Below are 19,562 nucleotides of genomic sequence, written 5' to 3'. Positions count from 1 at the left end.
TGGCCCGCGGGCGCCGGAGACATCAAGGGCGCCTACACCGACGTCGAGGTCTACCCGACGCACACCACCAAGTAGGAGCGGTGTGGTGCGATCAGGGCGTTCTAGGTGGCAGGGGATTCGGTGTCCGGGCCGGTCAGCCGCCAGCCGCCGCGTCGTCGTAGGACCAGGGCGTAGTACATGGCCGCCAGGGCGAGCACAGTCAGGGACAGCTGTCGTGCTCGATGCCGGACACGGGTTCCTCCTGGGGGACGATCGGGCGACGGGTGGTCAGCGCCGTGTACCGGAACGGGCGAGCGAAGTGGTCTGTGACGTCGGACAGTTACACGGTGCGGGCCGAGGCGACGGCTTGGTCGCGCAGAGTGTGGACCAGCTCCTCGTGTGGCAGGGCGGGTGTGCGGTGACCGTCCCGGCCGGTCATTTCCTCGTTCGCCACGAGCGCGTTGACGACGGCCTCCTCGACCGCTTCGACCACGGCGTCGTAGAAGGGGTTGATCCGGCCTGCCGGGATCGAGCGCAGTGTGTCGAATTCGTCGCTGCTGGGAGCTCCGGCCGGGAAGGCGCTGCGCAAGGCACCTTCGTTGGCGGTGGAGAAGGCCAGGAAGATGTCTCCGGAGAAGTGCGACCCCGTGGTGCCGGTGCGGGCCAGGCCCAGTGGGACGCGGCGGGCGAGTGCGGTGCACTGGCCGGGCAGGAGCGGGGCGTCCGTGGCGATGATGACGATGACCGAGCCCGAACCGGCGGGCGGCGGGGTGGTTCCGGTGGGCGTGGCGGCCGCGTTGGCGGCGCGGGAGGTCTCCATGGGGTTGTCGGCGCCCAGTTCGCGCCCGACCTTGCGGCCCGCGATGGTCAACTCGTGCCGGATGCCGAAGTTGGCCTGCACGAACGCGCCGAGGGTGTACTCCCGTTCGCCGTACGCGACGCGCCTCGACGCCGTTCCGTTGCCGCCCTTGAAGGCGTAGCAGTTCATGCCGGTTCCGCCGCCGACCGAACCCTCCTCGATCGGCCCGTCCTGGGCGCTGTCGATCGCCGTGACCGCGTGCTCGGGCGTGATGTGCGAGCCCGCGATGTCATTGAGGTATCCGTCGTACGTCTCGCCGACGACCGGCAGCAGCCAGCCCGAGCGCAGTTCCGGCTTGTGGGTGACCATCCAGTCGATGGCCCCGCGGTGGCAGGCGCCCACGGCGTGCGTATTGGTGAGGAGTACGGGGGTGGAGAACTGGCCGGCCTCCGCCACCCAGTGCATACCGGTGAGTTCGCCGTTCCCGTTGAGGGAGTGGTAGCCGGCGGCGACGGGCGTGCCGACACCCTCCTGGCCGCGCGGCAGGATCGCCGTCACTCCGGTACGCACCGGTCCAGCGCCGACCTCCAGCGGCCCGTCGCCCTCGATGAGTGTGACCGTGCCGACCCGAACTCCGGGGACGTCGGTGATCGCGTTGGCGGGGCCGGGCTGCCCGTCGAACGGGATGCCGAGCGCGCGGGCGCGCGGCTTGCCGGAGGGGGTGCGGAGTTCGGTGTCAGCCATGTGCGGAGTGCCTCCTGGGCAGTTGGGCGCGCTGGGTGTGTGCGTACTCGGTGGCTGGAGATCGGCAGGGTATGCCGTACGGGGTGGCGCGGGGAACGAGGCAGGGTGTCATGTGTCGTCCTTCGCCGCACGACACATTGCGTGGTCCCCGGTGGGGAAACCTTCGGCAGTGAGGTTCCGTCAATGTGCCTCGTATTTCAGCGAGTTGGACCGACAATCCGGTGGCGGCATCAACGAGCGTCGTGATGGGGCCCAGGTGTGTTCGCATCCGGCATGTCGCCGCAGATCAGGACCCTGTACTCGACACTATGCCGCTGTGATCCAGATCTCAGGGGAGAAAGACTCCCGACACACGCGCAGTCAGGGTCCGCCGCCGTCTCGGGACTTCCCACCCCTCCGCGCGCGGTCACCCTAGCCCTCCTCCCCGAGTGGCACCGCGGACCCGGCATGGAACACCGGAAGGACCGCACTGGCATGACCGATTCCGGCACCATCCACCGCACCACCGACGACCTCGCCTACCTCACCGCCACCGAGGCACACGCCTTGTTCGAAAAGCGGGAGGTGTCGCCGGTCGAGCTGCTCGAAGCCGTCATCGACCGCGCCGAGCGCGTGGAACCCACCCTCAACGCCTTCTCCCACCGCCGCTACGACGAGGCCCGTGCGCAGGCCCGCGAGTCCGAGGCCCGGTTCCTCGGCAAGGGCGGCGGCGCGCCGCGCCCGCTGGAGGGCATCCCGGTCGCGACCAAGGAGAAGCACGCGCTGGCGGGGGAGGAGATGACCGAGGGCTCACTCGCCTTCAAGGGCCGCATCGCCACCGAGACCGCGCCGGTCACCGAACGCATCCAGCAGGCCGGCGGCATCATCCACGCCCGCACCACCACCCCCGAGTTCTCCATCGCGACGTACACCCACTCGCGACTGTGGGGCACCACCCGCAACCCGTGGAATCCGGACTTCACTCCAGGCGGTTCCTCGGGTGGCTCCGGCGCCGCCCTCGCGGCCGGCACCGCCACCCTCGCCTCCGCCTCCGACATCGGCGGCTCCACCCGCATCCCGGCCTCGTTCAACAACGTCGTCGGCTTCAAGGCGCCCTATGGCCGGGTCCCCGGCGTGGCCCCGCTGTCCGCCGACTTCTACCGCGGCGACGGACCCATGGCCCGCTCGGTCGACGACACCATCACCTTCCAGAACGTCCTCGCGGGACCCGACCCGCGCGACCACACCTCCCTGCGCCCCAAGCTCGAACTTCCCTACGCCTATGAGGAGGTGAACGGCGCCCGCATCGCGATGTGCGTGCGCCTCGGCGACTTCGAGGTGCACCCCGAGGTGGAGACGGCGGTGCGGGCGACAGCCCAGCTGCTGGCCGATGCGGGAGCTGAGGTCGTCGAGGTCGAACTGCCGTGGACGACGGACGAGATCGTGCTGGCCGAGATGGCGCACATCGGCCAGATCTTCGGCGCCACCGTCATCGAGACCCTCGACGAGCACGGCGAACTCCTCAACCCCTACACCCACTTCCTCTCCGAGCCGCTGCGCGAGGCCAACCGCCTCCCGTTCCTGGACGGTCTGCGGATCGAGACCCGGATGCAGCGCGAGCTCGCCGAGACCATGGCCGGCTTCGACGCCCTGCTCGCCCCGGTCACCGCGGTCCCCGGCTGGCCCGCGGGCGACGAACTCACCCAGCCCTACGCGTACGACGCCGACTCCCGCCCCCGTGACGTCCTCACCCGGCTCGGCATGACCATCCCCTTCAACATCAACAACCGCTGCCCGGTGCTCACCGTCCCCACCGGCTCCTTCGCCGCCGGAAGCGGCCTGCCCATCGGCGTCCAGATCGTCGGCCACACCTGCGACGACGCCGCGGTCTTCCGCGTGGGCAAGGCCGTCGAGGCACTGCGCCCCTGGACGTACACCGCGCTGAACCGGCCCGCACTGTGAGCGCCGCCGGAGCGCTCGGAGCAACGAAGAGGCCGGACGTGCCGCGCGGGCAGGAGCGGTGGCGGCCCTGGCTGCCCGTGATCCCCGCTCTCGCCCTCTGCTTCAGCAGTGTGCTCCCGTTCGTCAACACGGCCGAACTGTGGCTGGGCATGCCGCGCATCGGGGTGTGGGTGGTGGTCTGGTCGCTGCTCTCCGTGCCCGCGATGCTCGCCGCCATGCCGTACTTCACCGCCCGCGACGAAGCGGCCCTGGCGGAGGTCACCGCTTACGAGGCCACCGTGGCGAAAGCCGGAGCAACCGGGGAGGAGCAGTCGTGACACTACTGATCGTGGTCTTCGTCGGCATCGCGGCGCTCGCCGCCGTCGGCTTCCTGGGCCGCAGGGCACCCGCCAAGGACCTCGGCGAATGGGCCTCCGGCGGGGGTCGGATGTCCACCCTGACGATGTGGTTCCTGCAGGCCGGCGAGATCTTCACGACCTTCAGCTTCCTGGGCCTCGGCGCCCTGGTCTTCAGCGCCGGAGTCGCCGCGCTGTACGTCCCGGTCTACCTGGTCGTCGGCTACGTCGTCGTGTTCTTCACGGCCCCCGCCATCTGGCGGATCGGCCGCAGCCGCGGCCACCTGACCAACGCCGACTTCCTGGGCGACCGCTTCGCCAGCCGTGGCCTCGGCAAGACGGCCGCGGTCGTCGGCATAATCTTCCAACTCCCGTACCTCCAGCTCCAGATCACGGGCCTCGGCCTGCTGGTCGAGATCGCCAGCGACGGGCGCACCTCCGGCACCGGCGCCATGGTCTTCGCCGTCTGCCTGGTGCTCGCGTTCGTCCTGTGGGCCGGGCTGCGCGGTATCGCCCGCGTCGCCTACGTCAAGGACGGCCTGATGCTCACCGTGCTGCTGGCCCTGGCGATCCTCGTCCCGGCGCACGAACTCGGCGGCCCTGGCGGCTTGTTCACCTCCGTACGGGAGGCCGCCCCCGAGCTCCTCACCATCCATGCGGGACCCGAGAACCAGACCTGGTTCATCACGGCCGTGCTCTGTTCCGCGATCGGCTCCGGCTGCGCCACCCTGCCGTATGTGTGGCCCAGCATGTTCGCCGCAGGCTCGCCGCGCATCCTGCGCCACAACTCCGCCATGCTGCCGCTGTTCACCGTCGCGCTGGTGCTGCCGATGGTGGTCGGATTCGTCGCCCTGATCCGACTCGACGGCGGCGCCGACGGCAACACCGTGCTCCTGGAGATGGCCGGCCGTGCCCTGCCGGACTGGCTGCTCGGCGTGGTCGTCGTCGGCGGCATCGCCACCGCCATGGTGCCCTCGGCAGCCATGATCCTCTCGCTGTCCTCGCTCGTCGCGAAGAACCTGATCCCGGCGCGCACCGCCAAGGGCAGCCTCGCCGTCAACCACCTGACCGCCACCGTGATCTGCGCGGCCACCCTGCTGCTCGCCGTGCTGCGCCCGGACGCCCTGGCCGACCTGCTCCTGCTGACCTTCTCCGGACTCGTCCAACTCGCACCCGGCAACCTCCTGGGGTTGCTCAAACAGCGGCCGTGCGACGGCAGTTGGGTGCTCGGTGCGATGCTCGCGGGCGTCGCCGTCGTCGCCGCGATCACCTTCGCTCCCGTCGACACCGGCGGCTTCAACGAAGGCCTCATCGGCCTCGCCGTCAACCTTGTCATCCTCGGCATCGGCTGCGCGGTCCAGCGCGGCCGCGGACCGCAGGACGTGCCCGCTGAAGTCCTTTCCCCCGCTCCGGAAGGAACCAACGCCCGATGAGTGAGAACACCTCCACGGCCACCGACGACCTCGCCTACCTCACCGCCACCGAGGCCCGCGCCCTGTTCGAGAAGCGCGAGCTGTCTCCCGTCGAACTTCTCGAAGCCGTCGCCACCCGCGCCGAACGAGCAGAAGGGGCCGTCAACGCCTTCACCGAGCAGTTGCGCGACGAGGCCCGTGCGCAGGCCCGCGAGGCCGAGGCCCGGTTCCTCGGCAAGGGCGGCGGCGCGCCGCGCCCGCTGGAGGGCATCCCGGTCGCGACCAAGGAGAAGCACGCCATCGAGGGGCGCAGCCTCACGGAGGGCTCCCTCGCCCGGCAGGGCCAGATCGCCGACTTCACCGCCCCCGTCATCGAACGCATTCAGCAGGCCGGCGGCATCATCCACGCCCGCACCGCCACCCCCGAGTTCTCCGCCCACGGCCACACCGTCACCAAGCTGTGGGGCACCACCCGCAACCCGTGGAACCGGGCCTTCTCACCCGGCGGTTCCTCCGGCGGGTCCGGGGCGGCGCTCGCCGCCGGCACCACCACGCTGGCCTCCGGCTCGGACATCGGCGGCTCGACGCGGATGCCCGCCGCCCTCAATGGCGTCGTCGGCTTCAAGGCGCCCTACGGTCGGGTCCCCGGCGTGGCCCCGCTGTCCGCCGACTTCTACCGCGGAGACGGGCCCATGGCCCGCTCGGTCGACGACACCATCACCTTCCAGAACGTCCTCGCAGGACCCGACCCGCGCGACCACACCTCCCTGCGCCCCAAGCTCGAACTCCCCTACGCCTTCGAGTCATTGAAGGGCACCCGGATCGGGCTCTCGGTCACCCTCGGCGACTACGACGTCCACCCCGAGGTCGAGGCCGCCGTGCGGGCGAGTGCCGCCGCACTGGCCGAGGCGGGCGCCGAGATCGTCGAGATCGAACTGCCCTGGAAACGCGCGGAGACCAGGGCCGCCGCCCATGCCCACTTCAAGCAGATCTTCGGGCAACTCCTCGCCGAAACGGACGCCGCACACCACGACGACCTCACCCCGTACGTGCAGGACTTCGTCACCGCCGTGTCCGGGCCCGACGTCCCGACCTTCCTGGACGGCCTGCGGATCGAGACCCGGATGCAGCGCGAACTCGCCGAGTCCATGGCCGGCTGCACCGCCCTTCTGGCGCCCACCACCGCCGTCCCCGGCTGGGGCGCCGACTCCTGGCTCACCGAGCCGTACTCCTACCAGGGCCACACCCCCGGCGAAGTCCTCTACGACCTCGCCCTGACCGTGCCGTTCAACATCGCCAACCGCTGTCCGGTGCTGAGCGTCCCGACCGGCATCCACGCCCAGGGAACCGGCCTGCCCATCGGGGCCCAGATCATCGGACACACCTACGACGACGCCGCCGTCTTCCGCGTCGGCAAGGCACTGGAGACGCTGCGTCCCTGGGCGTACGACACCGCTGCGACGCGGCCGGTGCTCTGAGCGCCGGACCGCGAGCGTTCACCGACTTCCAGCACGGCACCGAAATCGCGCGAAACATCCTGACCGACCGTCTGCGACGCCTGGTTGAACGACGACTCCTCGATCGGCAGACCGCCCTGACAGGACGTCGACCGGGAACGCCGTCGAGCGAGTCCGCTGAGCTGCGGGCCGCTCGCCGGCGGATCGGTCAGCCGGAAACCGATCGCAGCATCCGGGATTGTCCGCAGGGTCGCGACGCCGGTGATCAGTGCGCGGCGATCGGCTCGGTGTCGGGCTCAAGGGGCAGGCGGAGTGCCCTGACCGCGAACGAGATGGCGTGGTACCAGCCGCAGATCAGGACCAGGTCGAGTGCGGCGTCTTCGTCGGTGGCCGTGACCAGGTCGGTCCAGGCGTCGTCGGAGAGGTCGAAGGTGGTGTGAAGCTCGTCGACTGCTTCGAGGACGGCGCGGTCAGTGGTGTCCCAGCAGCCGTCCGCCGGCCCTCCGTTCGCGAGGGACGTGAGCTGTGCGGCGTCGAGTTCCGCCTTCCTGGCGAAGCTCGCGATGTGCACGGCCCACTCGTAGTCGGCGCCGCACAGAGCGGTGGTCCGGTCGATGACCAGCTCGCGCTGGCGCAGCGTGAGGGCGGAGCGCCGGGAGAGGTAGTAGCTTCCCCAGCCCGCGATGGAGCGGGCGAGTTCGGGCCGGCGGGCCCACACGCGGAACAGCTGGATGGGGGAGTGCCCGAGGAGCTCAAGGGCCTCGCCGGCTTCCTCGTCGTACGGCGGCGAGAGCGGTTCGATTCGCGGCTGCTTCGATTTCAGAGGCATGGCGGCACGCTATCCTTGGCGCTTCGGAAAGGGAAGCAGATGACGCGATCGACACCACTCCCGGGCCGGCAGGTCCGCGGCTCACAGACGGGGCGCCCGATCATGGCGCTCCTGGACCTCTTGGGCCGACGCTGGGCACTGAGGGTCCTGTGGGAGCTCCGGGGCGACTCGCCTCCGACCTTCCGCCGGCTCCAGCAGCGCTGCGACGGCGTCTCGTCAAGCGTCCTGGCGGGCAGGCTTCGTGAGCTGGGGCAGGCCGACCTCGTCGAGCACGCCGGCGAGGGCTACCTGCTCACCAGCCAGGGCAGGGCCCTTCTCGAACATCTCGTCCAGCTCGACGCGTGGGCCTCCGACTGGCAGCCCAAGACGGCGGACTGACGGCCGTGACGTACCTGTCGGCGGCAAGGGTCGGTCGCTGGCGCTCGTTCCGCAGGCTGGTGGTGACAGGCCCAGGATGAGCCGACACTGCCCGAACCCGAGCGGGTTCGAGCAGGCTGAGCCCCATGACGCACAACAGCACGCACATGAAGGCAGTCACCATCCCCGCGTTCGGCTCGGCCGACGTCCTGCGCCTCGCTGAGGTGAAGGTTCCCGAGCCCGGTCCGGGCCAGGTCGCCATCGACGTGGCGTACGCGGGCGCCAACTTCGCGGAGGTCCTCTACCGGCAGGGCGTCGTGGACGTTCCGCTGCCCTTCGTGCCGGGCATCGAGGTCTCCGGGCGGATCCGGGCTCTCGGTCCGGGCGTCGAGGGACTGAGGGTGGGCCAGCCGGTCGCCGCCCTGACCATCGTCGACGGTGGCGGTTACGCCGAAGTGGTCGTCACCTCGGCGCAGTTGGTCGCACCGCTCGACGGCCACGACCTGAGTCTGGAGACGGCTGCGGCGCTTCCGTCCAACAGCACCACCGCGTTCCTGGTGCTCGACCGGGTGGCCCGCATCGAACCGGGCGAACGCGTGCTGGTGCACGCCGCGGCCGGCGGCGTCGGGAGCCAGCTCGGTCAGGCGGCCCGGCTGCTGGGCGCGGGGCGGGTGGTCGGGACAGTGGGCAGCGCCGCCAAGATCGAACCCGCCAAAGCCTTCGGTTACGACGAGGTGATCCTGCGTGACCAGCTCGCCGGGGCCGGCGAATTCGACATCGTGGTCGACATGGTGGGCGGCCCCGCCCGCCGGGCCGGCCTGGACCTGCTGGCCCCGATGGGGCGCCTGGTCGTGATGGGCAACGCCTCGGGCGCCGAGGACCTCGGAGTCTCGGCCAACGAGCTGTGGTTCACCAACAAGACCGTCTCCGGCTTCAACCTGGCCGCGTTCTCCGCGGCCTTCCCCACCGAGGCGGGGAAGGCGCTGCGCCGCGCCGTCGCCGCAGCGGCCGAAGGCCGGATGCGGGTCAAGGTCGAAGCTCTCCCATTGGAGCAGGCCGCGGAGGCACACCGCCGCATCGAATCCGGCTCCACCACCGGCAAGCTGGTCCTCGCCGTCGGCGGGCAGGTGTAAACCATCGGGTGGTGTCCGTGGCACAGTGCCTGCTCGGAAAAGTGTCGCAGTCATGCGTATGACTGCGACATTCTTCTGGGGTGGGGTGTGCCGCCAGCGGCTCCCACCAACAGCATCGACCCGCCTGCCGCCTCGATCGGCCATTGCCAAAACGTTCGTCAGCGCTGGAGCAATCGGGGTCATGGCTCTTGGCGGACTGTCCGCCACTGCTCAAACCGCGCTCGCCGACAGCAACAAGGACCGCCACCACATCTCCTCGCTGTACAACAACGGCAAGGAGAACGGTCTCGAGGATGTCGTCATCACCTGGGACGATGGGTACGGGCCCGTGAACTTCTGCATGGAGAACGGGCAGCGCAGCAGCGGCAATGACTACACCGTCAAGAAGGTCCATTGGGTACGGGAGTGCGCCGGCTGATGGACCGGTAATCGTTGAGCGGAGGGCGACTGGCCAGGCGCCCTCCGCTCAAGCTTGCTCAAGTTCGCTCAAGGAGTTCCGGGGCCCTGTCCGGTCGTGTCTATGCGGGGACAGGCTCTCCGGTACGCGCGTCCGGCGCGGCGTCGGTGGTCCGGCCGGTGCGTACGAAGAGGTCCTGCTCGCGGAGCCGGGAGGTGGCCCAGACGCTGCCCGCCGCGGAGAGGACGAGGTACCCGCACGCCAGCCACGGGGTGCCGGATCCGAGCGCGAGGAAGGCGGTCACCAGCAGCGGTGTGATGCCGGACGCGAAGATGCCGGACACCTGGTAGACGGCCGACATCCCCGTATAGCGCACGTGCACCGGGAACAGCGCGGCGAACAGGGTGCCCTGCGCCCCGTAGAAGCAGGCGTGCACGATGCCCAGGGCGAGCACGAGCGCCACGGCGAAGCCCAGCATGCCGCCGGTCTGGAACAGCAGGAAGGCGGGGAAGACCGACACCCCGAACGCGGCCATGCCCGTCAGATAGGTGCGCCGTGCGCCGAACCGGTCCACCAGCCGCCCCGACACCGGGACGAGCGCCGCCATCACCAGTGACGCGCCGGTGACCGTCAACAGCACTGAGGTGCGCGGCAGATGCAGCGTCCCGGTCGCGTACGTCAGCGCGAAGACCCCCCAGGTGTTGAAGGCCACGCCTTCACCCCAGCGGGCCACCATGCCGAGCAACAGGTGACGGCGCGTCAGCCGCTCGCGCACCACCTCCACCAGGGGTACGGCCCGGGGCCCCGTCGTCCGGCCGAGCACGGCGCGGAAGGCGGGCGTCTCGTCGATCTTCAGCCGTACGGTCAGCCCGACCGCCACCAGGACGAGGCTGGCCAGGAACGCGACCCGCCACCCGTAGCCGAGGAACGCCTCGTCGCTCAGTACGTTGCTCAGGAGCGCGAACACGCCCGTGCCGAGGGCGAGTCCGAGCGCCAGGCCGATCTGCGGGTAGCTGCCGAACCGGCCCTTGCGCCCCTCCGGACCGTGCTCCACGGCCAGCAGAACGGCTCCGGCCCACTCGCCGCCGAGCGCCACGCCTTGCGCGACGCGCAGGACCAGCAGCAGTACGGGGGCGAGCGCGCCCACCTGTTCGTAGGTGGGCAGGAGGCCGATCAGCGCGGTCGAGATGCCCATCAGGCCCATGGTGAACGCGAGGGTGCGCTTGCGGCCCACACGGTCGCCGATGTGCCCGAAGAGCAGGCCACCGATCGGACGGGCGAGGAAGCCCACCGCGAACGTGGCGAAAGCGAGCATGGTGCCGACGGTGCCGTTCGTCTCCGGGAAGAACAGCTTCCCGAAGACGAGGCTCGCCGCCGTGCTGTAGAGGAAGAAGTCGTACCACTCGACGGTGGTGCCCAGCAGGCTGGAGAGGACGACGGTCCGCAGCTTGCGTCCGGTCGTAGCGCCGGTGTCCGTGCCTGTGTCTATGTCCGTGTCTGTGTTCATGGCGGTGCTCACACGCCCGCGAACGCGACGGTGCCGGGCTCGACGGGCGCCGGTGCGGCCGGGTGGCGCCACAGTCCGCGGCGCTCCAGCAGCGGCAGGACGCCCTCGCCGAACCAGTACGCCTCCTCCAGGTGCGGCACACCCGAGAGGACGAACTCGTCGATTCCCAGCTGGTGGTACTCCTCGATGCGGTCGGCGACCTCGGTGTGGCTGCCGACCAGGGCGGTGCCGGCGCCGCCGCGCACCAGGCCGACGCCGGCCCACAGGTTGGGGTAGATCTCCAGGTCGGAGCTGGTGCCGCTGGCGTGCAGCGCGCGCATCCGCTTCTGACCCTCGGACTCGGAGGTCGCGAGGCCGCGCTGGACGGCGGCGACGCGCTCGGGGTCCATGCCCTGCAGCAGCCGCTCGGCCTCCGCCCATGCCTGCTCGGCGGTGTCGCGGGCGATGACGTGCAGCCGGATGCCGAACCGGACGGCGCGGCCGAAGAGTTCGGCGCGCCTGCGGACCTCGGCGATCTTCTCGGCGACGGCCTGCGGCGGCTCGCCCCAGGTCAGGTACGTGTCCGTGTGCCGGGCGGCGACGTCGAGGGCCGCGGGGGAGGAGCCGCCGAAGTAGACACTGGGCACCGGGTCGGGCAGCCGGTTCAGGCGGGCGCCCTCGACGCGAAGATGGTCGCCGTGGTGGTCGACCGTCTGCCCGTCCCACAGGCGGTGCACGATGTCGAGGAACTCGCCCGTCCGTGCGTACCGCTGGTCCTTGTCGAGGAAGTCGCCGTAGGCGCGCTGCTCGGAGCTCTCGCCGCCGGTCACCACGTTCAGCAACAGGCGTCCGTGGGACTGCCGTTGATAGGTGGCGGCCATCTGGGCGGAGAGCGTGGGGGAGATCTGGCCGGGCCGGAAGGCGACGAGGAACTTCAGCCGCTCGGTGACCTGCGTCAGCATCGCCGTGGTCAGCCACGCGTCCTCGCACCATGCGCCGGTGGGCGTCAACGCCCCCTCGAAGCCCAGCTGTTCGGCGGTGCGGGCGATCTGGCCCAGGTACTCCACGGACGCCGGACGGTCGCCCCCGGCGGTGCCGGGAAGCGAGCCGTGACCGCCGCCGACGACATGGCGGCTGTCGCCGGTGGTGGGCAGGAACCAGTGGAAGGTGAGTGTGGACATGACGGGGCGAGGACCTCACAGAGCGTGGAGCAGAGGGGGGAGCGGGGCGTGGAGCGGAGCGCGGAGCACGCGAAGGGCAGGCCGTTCGGGCACGCCGAAACCACGGCGCGACGCGCAAAGGGACGGCGTCAGCGCCGACAGCAGGCGCTGGCGCAGTGGCAGAGGTCGATGTGCCGACGGGCGACGAGCAGCGCGCCCACGCCGGATCCGCAGGAGGGGGAGGGGGCCGCCGAGCGCGGCGACTCCGGGACGGAGCACGCCGCCGGAGCGGACCACGGCAGATCGAGCGGTTGCACGGGCCGCCTCCCTCCTTGCCTACGATCCCTATCGGATTACTAGGAATACTTTCCGCATCCGTGCCCGCTGGTCAAGTTCCGTCTCAGCAGGCGGACGCGGTGCGGTGCGTCGCCGCCGACGGCCGCTCGGCCAGCACCTCCTCGATGTCGACCAGGCAGTCCCCGCAGCCGGTGCCCGCCTCGGTGAGTACGCTCACCGTCGCCACATCGCAGGCTCCCGCTGCGACGGCCGCCACCACTTCGGACTCGGGGACACGGGAGCAGAGACACAGCAGCGGATCCTGTGTGCTCACAGGGATCCCTCCTCCGGGCCGGACCACTCGTGGACGGCGTCCGCGTCCTGTGTACGGGTGCGCAGTTCGGCGCGGCGGATCTTTCCCGAGGCGGTGAGGGGGAGGTCCGTGGTGAATTCCAGCAGGCGTACCCATTTCTCGCTCGGCAGCTGGCGGGCCGTCTCGGCGAGGACCGCCCGGGCCGTCTCGGCCCCGGGATGGTGTCCGCGTGCGGGAACCACGTAGGCCTTGGCCTGCCACAGGCCGACCGGGTGCGGAACCGGGACGACCGCCGCCTGTCCGACTGCGGGACTGCGCAGCAGGGCGCGTTCGAGCTCCAGTGGTGAGATGCGGTGGTCGAAGGACTTGAACATGTCGTCCGTGCGACTCACGTACGCGTACGAGCCGTCCTCGTGCCGCAGGACGAGATCGCCGGTGTGGTAGTGGCCGCCCCGGAACGCCTGGGTGGTCTTGGTCTCGTCGCCCGCGTATCCGGTCATCATCCCGGCGGGCCCCGGCGACAGCCGCACGCACAGCTCCCCGGGGGTGCCGTCGGGCACCTCGGCCCCGGTGTCCCGGTCGAGCAGCCGAAGGTCGTAGCCGGGCAGCGCCCATCCCATCCGGCCGGGAACGACGGTGCGGCCCGGCGGGTTGCCGATCTGCGCCGTCGTCTCGGTCTGCCCGAAGCCGTCCCGCACCGAGAGGCCCCACGCGTCGTGCACGGCGTGGAAGAGGGAGGGTTCGAGGGACTCCCCGACGGCGGTGGCCTCCCGCACCCCGTAAGGACGTGGCCCCAGGCCGTGGTTGATCATGCCGCGCCACACGGTGGGCGGAGCGCACACCGTGGTGATGTCCCTCGTGCGCAGCGCGGTGAGCACTTCCTCCGGTCCCGGCCGGGGAGTCGCCAGGGCGACGACGGTGGCCTCGGCGCTCCACGGTACGAAGAAGGAGCTCCAGGCGTGCTTGGCCCAGCCCGGCGCCGAGACGTTGAGGTGCCGGTCCCCCGGACGCACCCCGTTCCAGTACATGCCGGAGAGATGGCCCACCGGATAGCTGAGGTGGGTGTGTTCCACCATCTTGGGGCGGGACGTGGTGCCGGAGGTGAAGTAGCGGAACAGCGGCGCGTCAGCCCGCGTCGGCCCGTCGGGCGCGAACTCGTCCTCGGCCTGGAGGGAGTCCTCGAACGGCAGCCAGTCCGCGGCCCGGCCGCCGACCGCCACCCGGGTCCACGCACCGCCGATCCCGGCGAACCTCGGCACCGTCTGCGCCTCGGCCACCACGTGCCGGATGCCGGCGCGTTCGATCCGGTCGGCGAGTTCGGCGGGGGTGGTCGTGGTGTAGGTGGGGACGATCACGGCGCCGAGCTTCATCAGGGCGAGCAGGGTCTCCCACAGCTCGACGCGGTTGTGCAGCACCACCAGCACGTGGTCGCCCCGGTTCACCCCGAGCCCGCGCAGCCAGTTGGCCACTTGGTCGGAGCGGCGCGCCATGCGGGCGTAGGAGACCTCGACGTCGGCGGAGGCGTCGGCGCGCGGGTCCAGGACGCACAGCGCGGGGGAATCGTTGTCACGGGCCAGGACGTCGAACCACTCCAGGGCCCAGTTGAAGTGTTCCGGGCGGGGCCAGTCGAAGGCCGCACGGGCGGCGTCGAGGTCCTCGCGGTGCTCCAACAGGACGTCCCTCGCCGCACGGAAGGCGCGGGTCGCCGCGGTTTCGTCTCGGAACATGCTCATCGGTCCTCTCAGGCTCGTGCTGCCACGCGCGGGTGCGCGGGCACGGGGTCGGCGACGGGCACGGGCAGAAGCTCGGCGGCGACGGCGTCGGCCGCCTTGCGGAACTCGGTGTTCAGCCCGGGCCGGCCGTTGCCGATCTGGGTGAACCAGCGCACGTGCTCGGTGGGGATCCCCAGGGCGAGCAGGCCGTCGTGGGGCTTGCCCTGTCCGTCGAGGACGCGGAAGGTGTCCTGTTCGATGTCCAGTCCTCCGGTGGCGAACTCCTCGCCGGTCGTCGGGTCATGGTTGGTGAACTCCCGTACCAACCCCTCGGAGAGCAGCTGGCGGATCAGCGGCGACCGGTCGCGCGTCAGGTCGGGTGCCGGGATCCTGGCATCGACGAGCACCTCGGCCCACCGTCGCGAACCCTCCACTTGAGGGGAGTGCACGGTGAACCTGCCCGCCTGGGTGTCCGTGCCGAACTCGGTGCCGGGACCGGCCACTTCGGCGATCCCGCACTCCATGAGCGCCATCAGTTGTTCCGTGCGGACCATGGGAGGGCCCGCCGACAGCAGCGCGTTGACCGGCACGTAGCCGCGGCGGAAGTCCGCGTCGTACGAGCGCGGCAGCAGCCCGCCGTGGTCCACCGCCGCACGCAGCACGCCCCGCAGATCGCGCAGGCTGTCGAGGGCCGCCTTCAGCGGCCCGTCCACGGTCCCCAGGGCGGCCTCGTCCAGGTCCTGACGCAGTACCGCGGTGAGCCGGCGCCGCCACTCCTGTACGTCGCCGAAGTGCTCACCGCTGAACGGCCTGGCCAGCCGGTCCAGGTCCAGTTCCGGTACGTCCGTGAGCCCGGCCTCCGTCACCGCCTCGGTGCCGTCGCCTCCCGCGCCGACCTCGGCGACGTAGCGGGCCGCGAACTTCTCCGCCGCCTGCGCGCCGTGCCGCGCACGCATGTGTCCCGTGTAGTAGACGTGCCGGATCTCGTGGACCACCAGGGGGAGCAGATCCTCCTGGAAGTCGAGCTGTCCGCTGCCCCCGGACCTGGTGCGCCGCTGCCTGGCGGCGGTGACGGCGTCGTGGGTCAGGAAGGCGCCCCGGTGCACGTAGTTGGGCGCCTTTTGGTTGCGGCCGCGGGCGGGGATCGGCAGTCCGCTGCGGGAGCCGGCCACGATCGTCGGCTCCTGGCCGCTCGGCTCGTACCGCAGCTGCCGGTCCTCGTCGCGGACGAAGCGGCCGCCCCGCCCCACGGTCAGCGACATCAGCACGTCGTAGAAGGACAGGCCCATGCCGCGCACGGCCACGGTCGTCCCGGCCGGAGCCGCGTCGGTCAGGTCCATGTCGGCCGCGGAGTTGCCGGGAACGTAGCGCACCCCGGGGTGCAGGGACGCGAAGTCCGACATGGCGCGGTCGAAGCCGTCGGGCGCGACGTCGGGGTGCCCGGTGGCAAGCACTACCCGGTCCGCCTCCAGCGTGCGCCGCCCGTCCACCGTCACCCAGTAGCCCCCGTGTTGTCCGGGACGCACCGAGGTGACTCCGCCGCACACGGGTATCAGCCGTATATGGGGCGGGAGTTCATCGGTGAGTGTGCGGTAGACGAACCGCAGATACCTGCCGTACTCCAGGCGTGAGGCGAAGTCGTGCGGACCGTGTCCGTCGCCGGGGCGGGCCCGGTCCGGGGCGTACTCGTGCAGCCACTGGCCGAGCGAGGGCCCCGCGCCGGGGCGCGGACGGCCGCCGTCGGGCCCTCCGGAGAACATGGTGACCTGCCCGATCACGGTGTTCATCGCGAACCAGGAATCCTGATCCGTACGCCAGATGCGGCCGGCACCGACCTCCACGGCGTCCACGGCGTAGATCGTGACGGGGCGTTGGTCGTGCTCGGCGGACTCGCGCAGTCGCACGGCCAGCCGTTCCAGGACGGAGATCCCGCGCGGTCCGGTGCCGACGACCACGATGGTGTGAGGACTCCGCGACGGTGCCTGAGCTGCGTTCACAGCGCACTCCTTGCGTCATGTGAGGGGAGGGATTCGGAACCGGTCGCGTCGTCGCGTGTCCAGTCCAAGGGCTCGCTGTCGTACACGGTCTGAACGTGGGAGAGCATCCCCAGGAGGTCATCGGCGCGCATGCGTGCGTGCCGCGTCGTCGACGGGCGCAGGGGCATGGCTCCGGTGCTGAGCCAGTGCAGCCGGCCGTCGTCCCCCAGAACGCCACGGGTGCGCCGGGCATTGTCCGCGTGCAGGCAGTACGGCACGTCGAGAAGGCCGCGCGCGAACGCCACACGGAGCGCCCGGCCCACGTCCGGGTCGAGTTCGAGGACGGCCTCGACGAGCGCGCGGGCCTCGTCGAGCACACCGTCGTCGGGCATCGGGGCCAGCAGGTGCAGGCCCTCGGCGCGCGCCTGCCGGGCCGCGCGGGCGGCTGCCTCCAGCGAGCGCACGTTGTCCCGCACCGTGGGGATGCGGTGCGCCTCCGCGGGCGTCTTGACCAGCAGCCGCTCGGCCCCGGTCCGCACGGCGAGCCGTGCGCTGTCACGCAGCAGGGCCAGTGCCCCCGCCTCCGTACGCGGGAAGACGCCCATGTAGGTGTAGAGCACGAGGTGGCGGCGGACGTCGCCGAGGTACTCGTCGGAGAGCCGGCGCAGGGCCGCGACGGCCGCGGCGTCCTGCGCGAAGTCCGTCTGCTGCGCGTAGCTGAGGGAGATGTCCCGCAGTCCGTGCTGACGGAAGAACAGTCCCTCCAGCAGGGACAGGGCCACGAGCAGCGACGGCGGGCACAGCTGGCCCAGCAGGCACCCGCCGAAACTCTCCAGGTGGGCGGTGGGCGACCGCTCCGCCAGCAGCTCGCAGCACCGGGCCCACGCCTCGATCGACTCCTTCAGCGGAGTGCGGCCGTAGGGGAGGCAGTACGACACCGGTCCGCCCTCGGTGGCGTCGAGTCCGGCGTCCAGCAGGGCCGTGACGATGCCGAGCGGCTGGGCCGAACCGTGTCGTACCTGGACGGCGAAGTCGCCCAGGCCGCTGCGGAGTTGCCGCGTGGTTCCGGGTCCGTGGGTGATGATCGGGTAGCCGTTGAGCTCGTCACCGTTGAGCACGGCACGGCGCGCGGCCTCCAGATCGCCGACCCGGGTGTAGCTGTCGAGGGTGAGGGTCCCGACCGTACGGGCCCGGGCTCGGCGGGCGGCGACGAGCCCGGAGCGCATGGCGGCCGGCTCGCCGAATCCCATCCTCGGCTGCACCACCAGCTCTCCCGCCTCGCTCGCCTCGGCCACGACCCGACCGAAGGACGGCGCGGCGCCGGAGCGTGTGCTCGCTCGCGTGACGGTCACCGGCTGCCCACCACGTGCGGCGCATGGGACGCGACGGTGCCCACGTACTGACGGAAGTCCCGTAATCCGGAGCTGTTCTCGAACACGGCGGTGAATCCGGCGCGCAGGAGTTCCGGCGCGTACGTGCCCGCCGCCGCGGCCCGCGTGCCGATCGTGCCGCCGATGACCACCGGCAGCCGCTCCAGCCCCTCCTGGGGCCGCAGTCGGCGGATCAACCGCGCCCCGTCCGCGGCCCCGTGGCCGTTGACCGTGCTGATCACGACGAGGTCGGGCACGTATTGCCGGCACTCGGAGATCAACAGCTCGTCGGGCACACAGGCGCCGATGTTGTGCACCTCATGGCCCCATTCCTCCAGCAACAGCTGGAGGAATACCAGATTCCAGGTGTGGGAATCCGAGGAGACGCTGGAGAGGAGTATGCGGCGACGGCTTCTCGGATCGGCGGCATCCTGCTCAGGTCTGATTTCGGACGACGTCATGGGCGCATCCTTCTGGGCTGCTGAGAGGGGATCGTGCGGCGTGGGGCCGGAAAACCGGATCGGGCTCCGACAGGTGGTGAGCCTAGGTGGCGTCCCGTACCCGCCGCGCCCTCAGCTTCCTGCAATGCAGGTAAGTGATTGCTGTCCCCTCTGGTGATCCGGCCCAACTGCCTCGCAAACTCAGTGGAGTTCCACGGCCCGGCGCCGCGGGTTCCCGCTGAATATGCGCCGACGGCTTTCACGGAAATCAGAAGGAGAAAAACCGTCATGGAATCCATTACCACCGCCCAGGGTCCCGCGCCTTTCCCGCTCGACCCGCGTGGAATGCGGCCGGTCGAAGTCCACTGCCACGGATTCGGAGACGTGGACTTCTCCGACTTCACACGTGTCGACCTGGACCGACTGGACATGTGGTGCGCCGGCGAAGGCGTCCTGGCACTGCCGACGATGTATCTGCACCGCGACCGGCTGGGCGAGTTCGAGGACTTCATGCGGCGCTACGCCGAGAAGCGGGCGGACGGACTGCTCGCGCACATCCCCGGGGTGGCGCTCGAGGGCCCGCTGCTCTCGCACCGCGGAGGCACCCCGCAGTCCACGGTGTGGGCGCCGAGCCGAACCGAGTGGGAGCGGCTGGCCCGACTCGGCGACCACGGGCTCGTGTACACGGTGGTCTCCCCGGACGCCTACTCTCCCGAGTCGGTGCTGCAGGACGACCCGCAGCTCGGCGAGAGCGACTTCGAGTGGGTCGTGCCCACCCTGCTCGCGCACGGAGTCCGCCCCGCGCTGGGGCACTTCACCCGCGACGATCCCGCCCGCAGCGCCGCCACCGTCGACGCCATCGTGGAGACCGCCTACCGCTCGGAGTGGAACGGCACCGGGGTGCGGGTGACCACCGACCACCTCTTCAACGACATGCCCCTGAACATCCGGCACGCCTTCCGCACGGAACGGGCCCGGGCGCAGCGCGACGAGGTCATCGCCTCCTACGACCTGCCCAACTGGACCCTGGACAACATCAGCGAAATGGCGGGACCGGTACCGGGGGCGATCATCAAGCAGGCGGTCAACGGCCGGATCTCCGCCTGCATCAACTTCGACGGCGAGCACGTGGACCTGGCCCTCGCCGCCCGCGCGGTCCAGCTCATGGGCCCCCGCAACGCGATGATCATGACTGACCGCTGCGACTCCGCGCGGCTCGGCGGCCGTTCCCTGCACCACACGGCCGACAACGCGCTCTGGTACGAGGAGAACGGCGTGGTCGCCGCCGGCTCCCGGCCCCTGGCCCGGCACATCGCCAACGCCAAGGCCCACGGACTCAGCGACGAGGACATCGCGTTCCTCGTCACCAGGACCGCCCATCGCACGTTCGGCATCCCCGCCGCGGAGCGGGTCGCCGCGGCCGCCTGACCGGGTTGTCCGGCCGTG

18 protein-coding genes are annotated in these 19,562 nt (G+C 70.9%); 8 read left to right on the top strand and 10 right to left on the bottom strand.

The window, feature by feature from the left end:
- Positions 1–319: 319 nt before the first annotated feature.
- Positions 320–1,522 (bottom strand): DmpA family aminopeptidase, encoded by a 1,203-nt coding sequence (locus tag OKJ99_RS22475; protein ID WP_326019066.1) that lies wholly within the window; start codon positions 1,520–1,522, stop codon positions 320–322.
- Between the two features lie 474 nt (positions 1,523–1,996).
- Here OKJ99_RS22475 and OKJ99_RS22470 point away from each other — a divergent pair, with 474 nt between their 5' ends.
- Genes OKJ99_RS22470 through OKJ99_RS22455 form a run of 4 tightly spaced genes read left to right on the top strand, consistent with a single transcriptional unit; the run spans position 1,997 to position 6,688 of the window.
- Positions 1,997–3,463: an amidase gene (locus OKJ99_RS22470; RefSeq protein ID WP_326019064.1), complete on the top strand. Its 1,467-nt coding sequence runs from the start codon at positions 1,997–1,999 to the stop codon at positions 3,461–3,463.
- 38 nt (positions 3,464–3,501) lie between these two features.
- Entirely contained in the window at positions 3,502–3,780 is a 279-nt protein-coding gene (locus OKJ99_RS22465; protein ID WP_326019062.1) for a hypothetical protein, read from the top strand.
- Positions 3,777–5,231: a sodium:solute symporter family protein gene (locus OKJ99_RS22460; RefSeq protein ID WP_326019060.1), complete on the top strand. Its 1,455-nt coding sequence runs from the start codon at positions 3,777–3,779 to the stop codon at positions 5,229–5,231. The genes OKJ99_RS22465 and OKJ99_RS22460 overlap by 4 nt, the downstream gene beginning before the upstream one ends.
- On the top strand, positions 5,228–6,688 hold the full coding sequence (locus tag OKJ99_RS22455; RefSeq protein WP_326019058.1) for an amidase: 1,461 nt from the start codon (positions 5,228–5,230) through the stop codon (positions 6,686–6,688). The genes OKJ99_RS22460 and OKJ99_RS22455 overlap by 4 nt, the downstream gene beginning before the upstream one ends.
- A 244-nt stretch (positions 6,689–6,932) precedes the next feature.
- Here OKJ99_RS22455 and OKJ99_RS22450 read toward each other — a convergent pair whose 3' ends face one another.
- A complete protein-coding gene (locus tag OKJ99_RS22450) occupies positions 6,933–7,496 on the bottom strand; it encodes a carboxymuconolactone decarboxylase family protein (RefSeq protein WP_326019057.1) in 564 nt (187 codons plus the stop codon).
- A gap of 39 nt (positions 7,497–7,535) precedes the next feature.
- Here OKJ99_RS22450 and OKJ99_RS22445 point away from each other — a divergent pair, with 39 nt between their 5' ends.
- The 3 genes from OKJ99_RS22445 (at position 7,536) to OKJ99_RS22435 (ending at position 9,404) form a co-directional block, all read left to right on the top strand.
- Positions 7,536–7,874: a winged helix-turn-helix transcriptional regulator gene (locus OKJ99_RS22445; protein WP_326019055.1), complete on the top strand. Its 339-nt coding sequence runs from the start codon at positions 7,536–7,538 to the stop codon at positions 7,872–7,874.
- A 125-nt stretch (positions 7,875–7,999) separates the two neighbouring features.
- On the top strand, positions 8,000–8,986 hold the full coding sequence (locus tag OKJ99_RS22440) for a quinone oxidoreductase family protein (protein ID WP_326019053.1): 987 nt from the start codon (positions 8,000–8,002) through the stop codon (positions 8,984–8,986).
- Between the two features lie 181 nt (positions 8,987–9,167).
- Positions 9,168–9,404: a hypothetical protein gene (locus OKJ99_RS22435; protein ID WP_326019052.1), complete on the top strand. Its 237-nt coding sequence runs from the start codon at positions 9,168–9,170 to the stop codon at positions 9,402–9,404.
- A gap of 100 nt (positions 9,405–9,504) precedes the next feature.
- Here the strand turns inward: OKJ99_RS22435 and OKJ99_RS22430 are convergent, their stop codons facing one another.
- The 8 genes from OKJ99_RS22430 to OKJ99_RS22395 form a co-directional block, all read right to left on the bottom strand.
- Positions 9,505–10,890: an MFS transporter gene (locus OKJ99_RS22430; RefSeq protein WP_326019051.1), complete on the bottom strand. Its 1,386-nt coding sequence runs from the start codon at positions 10,888–10,890 to the stop codon at positions 9,505–9,507.
- 8 nt (positions 10,891–10,898) lie between these two features.
- Positions 10,899–12,050 carry an LLM class flavin-dependent oxidoreductase gene (locus tag OKJ99_RS22425; RefSeq protein ID WP_326019049.1) on the bottom strand — a complete coding sequence of 384 codons (1,152 nt, stop codon included), beginning with the start codon at positions 12,048–12,050 and terminating at the stop codon, positions 10,899–10,901.
- A 128-nt stretch (positions 12,051–12,178) separates the two neighbouring features.
- Positions 12,179–12,346: a hypothetical protein gene (locus tag OKJ99_RS22420; protein ID WP_326019047.1), complete on the bottom strand. Its 168-nt coding sequence runs from the start codon at positions 12,344–12,346 to the stop codon at positions 12,179–12,181.
- 83 nt (positions 12,347–12,429) lie between these two features.
- Complete coding sequence (locus tag OKJ99_RS22415; RefSeq protein ID WP_326019045.1) at positions 12,430–12,639, bottom strand: (2Fe-2S)-binding protein; 210 nt, start codon at positions 12,637–12,639, stop codon at positions 12,430–12,432.
- Positions 12,636–14,345: an AMP-binding protein gene (locus tag OKJ99_RS22410; RefSeq protein WP_326019043.1), complete on the bottom strand. Its 1,710-nt coding sequence runs from the start codon at positions 14,343–14,345 to the stop codon at positions 12,636–12,638. The genes OKJ99_RS22415 and OKJ99_RS22410 overlap by 4 nt, the downstream gene beginning before the upstream one ends.
- Before the next feature lie 14 nt (positions 14,346–14,359).
- Positions 14,360–16,327, bottom strand: a complete 1,968-nt coding sequence (locus OKJ99_RS22405; RefSeq protein WP_326019041.1) for an FAD/NAD(P)-binding protein — start codon at positions 16,325–16,327, stop codon at positions 14,360–14,362.
- A complete protein-coding gene (locus OKJ99_RS22400; RefSeq protein ID WP_326019039.1) occupies positions 16,324–17,658 on the bottom strand; it encodes a methylaspartate mutase in 1,335 nt (444 codons plus the stop codon). The genes OKJ99_RS22405 and OKJ99_RS22400 overlap by 4 nt, the downstream gene beginning before the upstream one ends.
- A complete protein-coding gene (locus OKJ99_RS22395; RefSeq protein WP_326019037.1) occupies positions 17,655–18,137 on the bottom strand; it encodes a cobalamin B12-binding domain-containing protein in 483 nt (160 codons plus the stop codon). The genes OKJ99_RS22400 and OKJ99_RS22395 overlap by 4 nt, the downstream gene beginning before the upstream one ends.
- 267 nt (positions 18,138–18,404) lie before the next feature.
- Between OKJ99_RS22395 and OKJ99_RS22390 the strand changes: the two genes are divergently transcribed.
- Entirely contained in the window at positions 18,405–19,544 is a 1,140-nt protein-coding gene (locus tag OKJ99_RS22390; RefSeq protein ID WP_326019035.1) for a hypothetical protein, read from the top strand.
- Positions 19,545–19,562 lie beyond the last annotated feature (18 nt).

It is taken from the genome of Streptomyces endophyticus, assembly GCF_035798155.1.
In the GTDB taxonomy this organism is placed as follows: domain Bacteria; phylum Actinomycetota; class Actinomycetes; order Streptomycetales; family Streptomycetaceae; genus Streptomyces; species Streptomyces endophyticus.
This window is presented reverse-complemented; position numbering and strand designations above follow the sequence as displayed.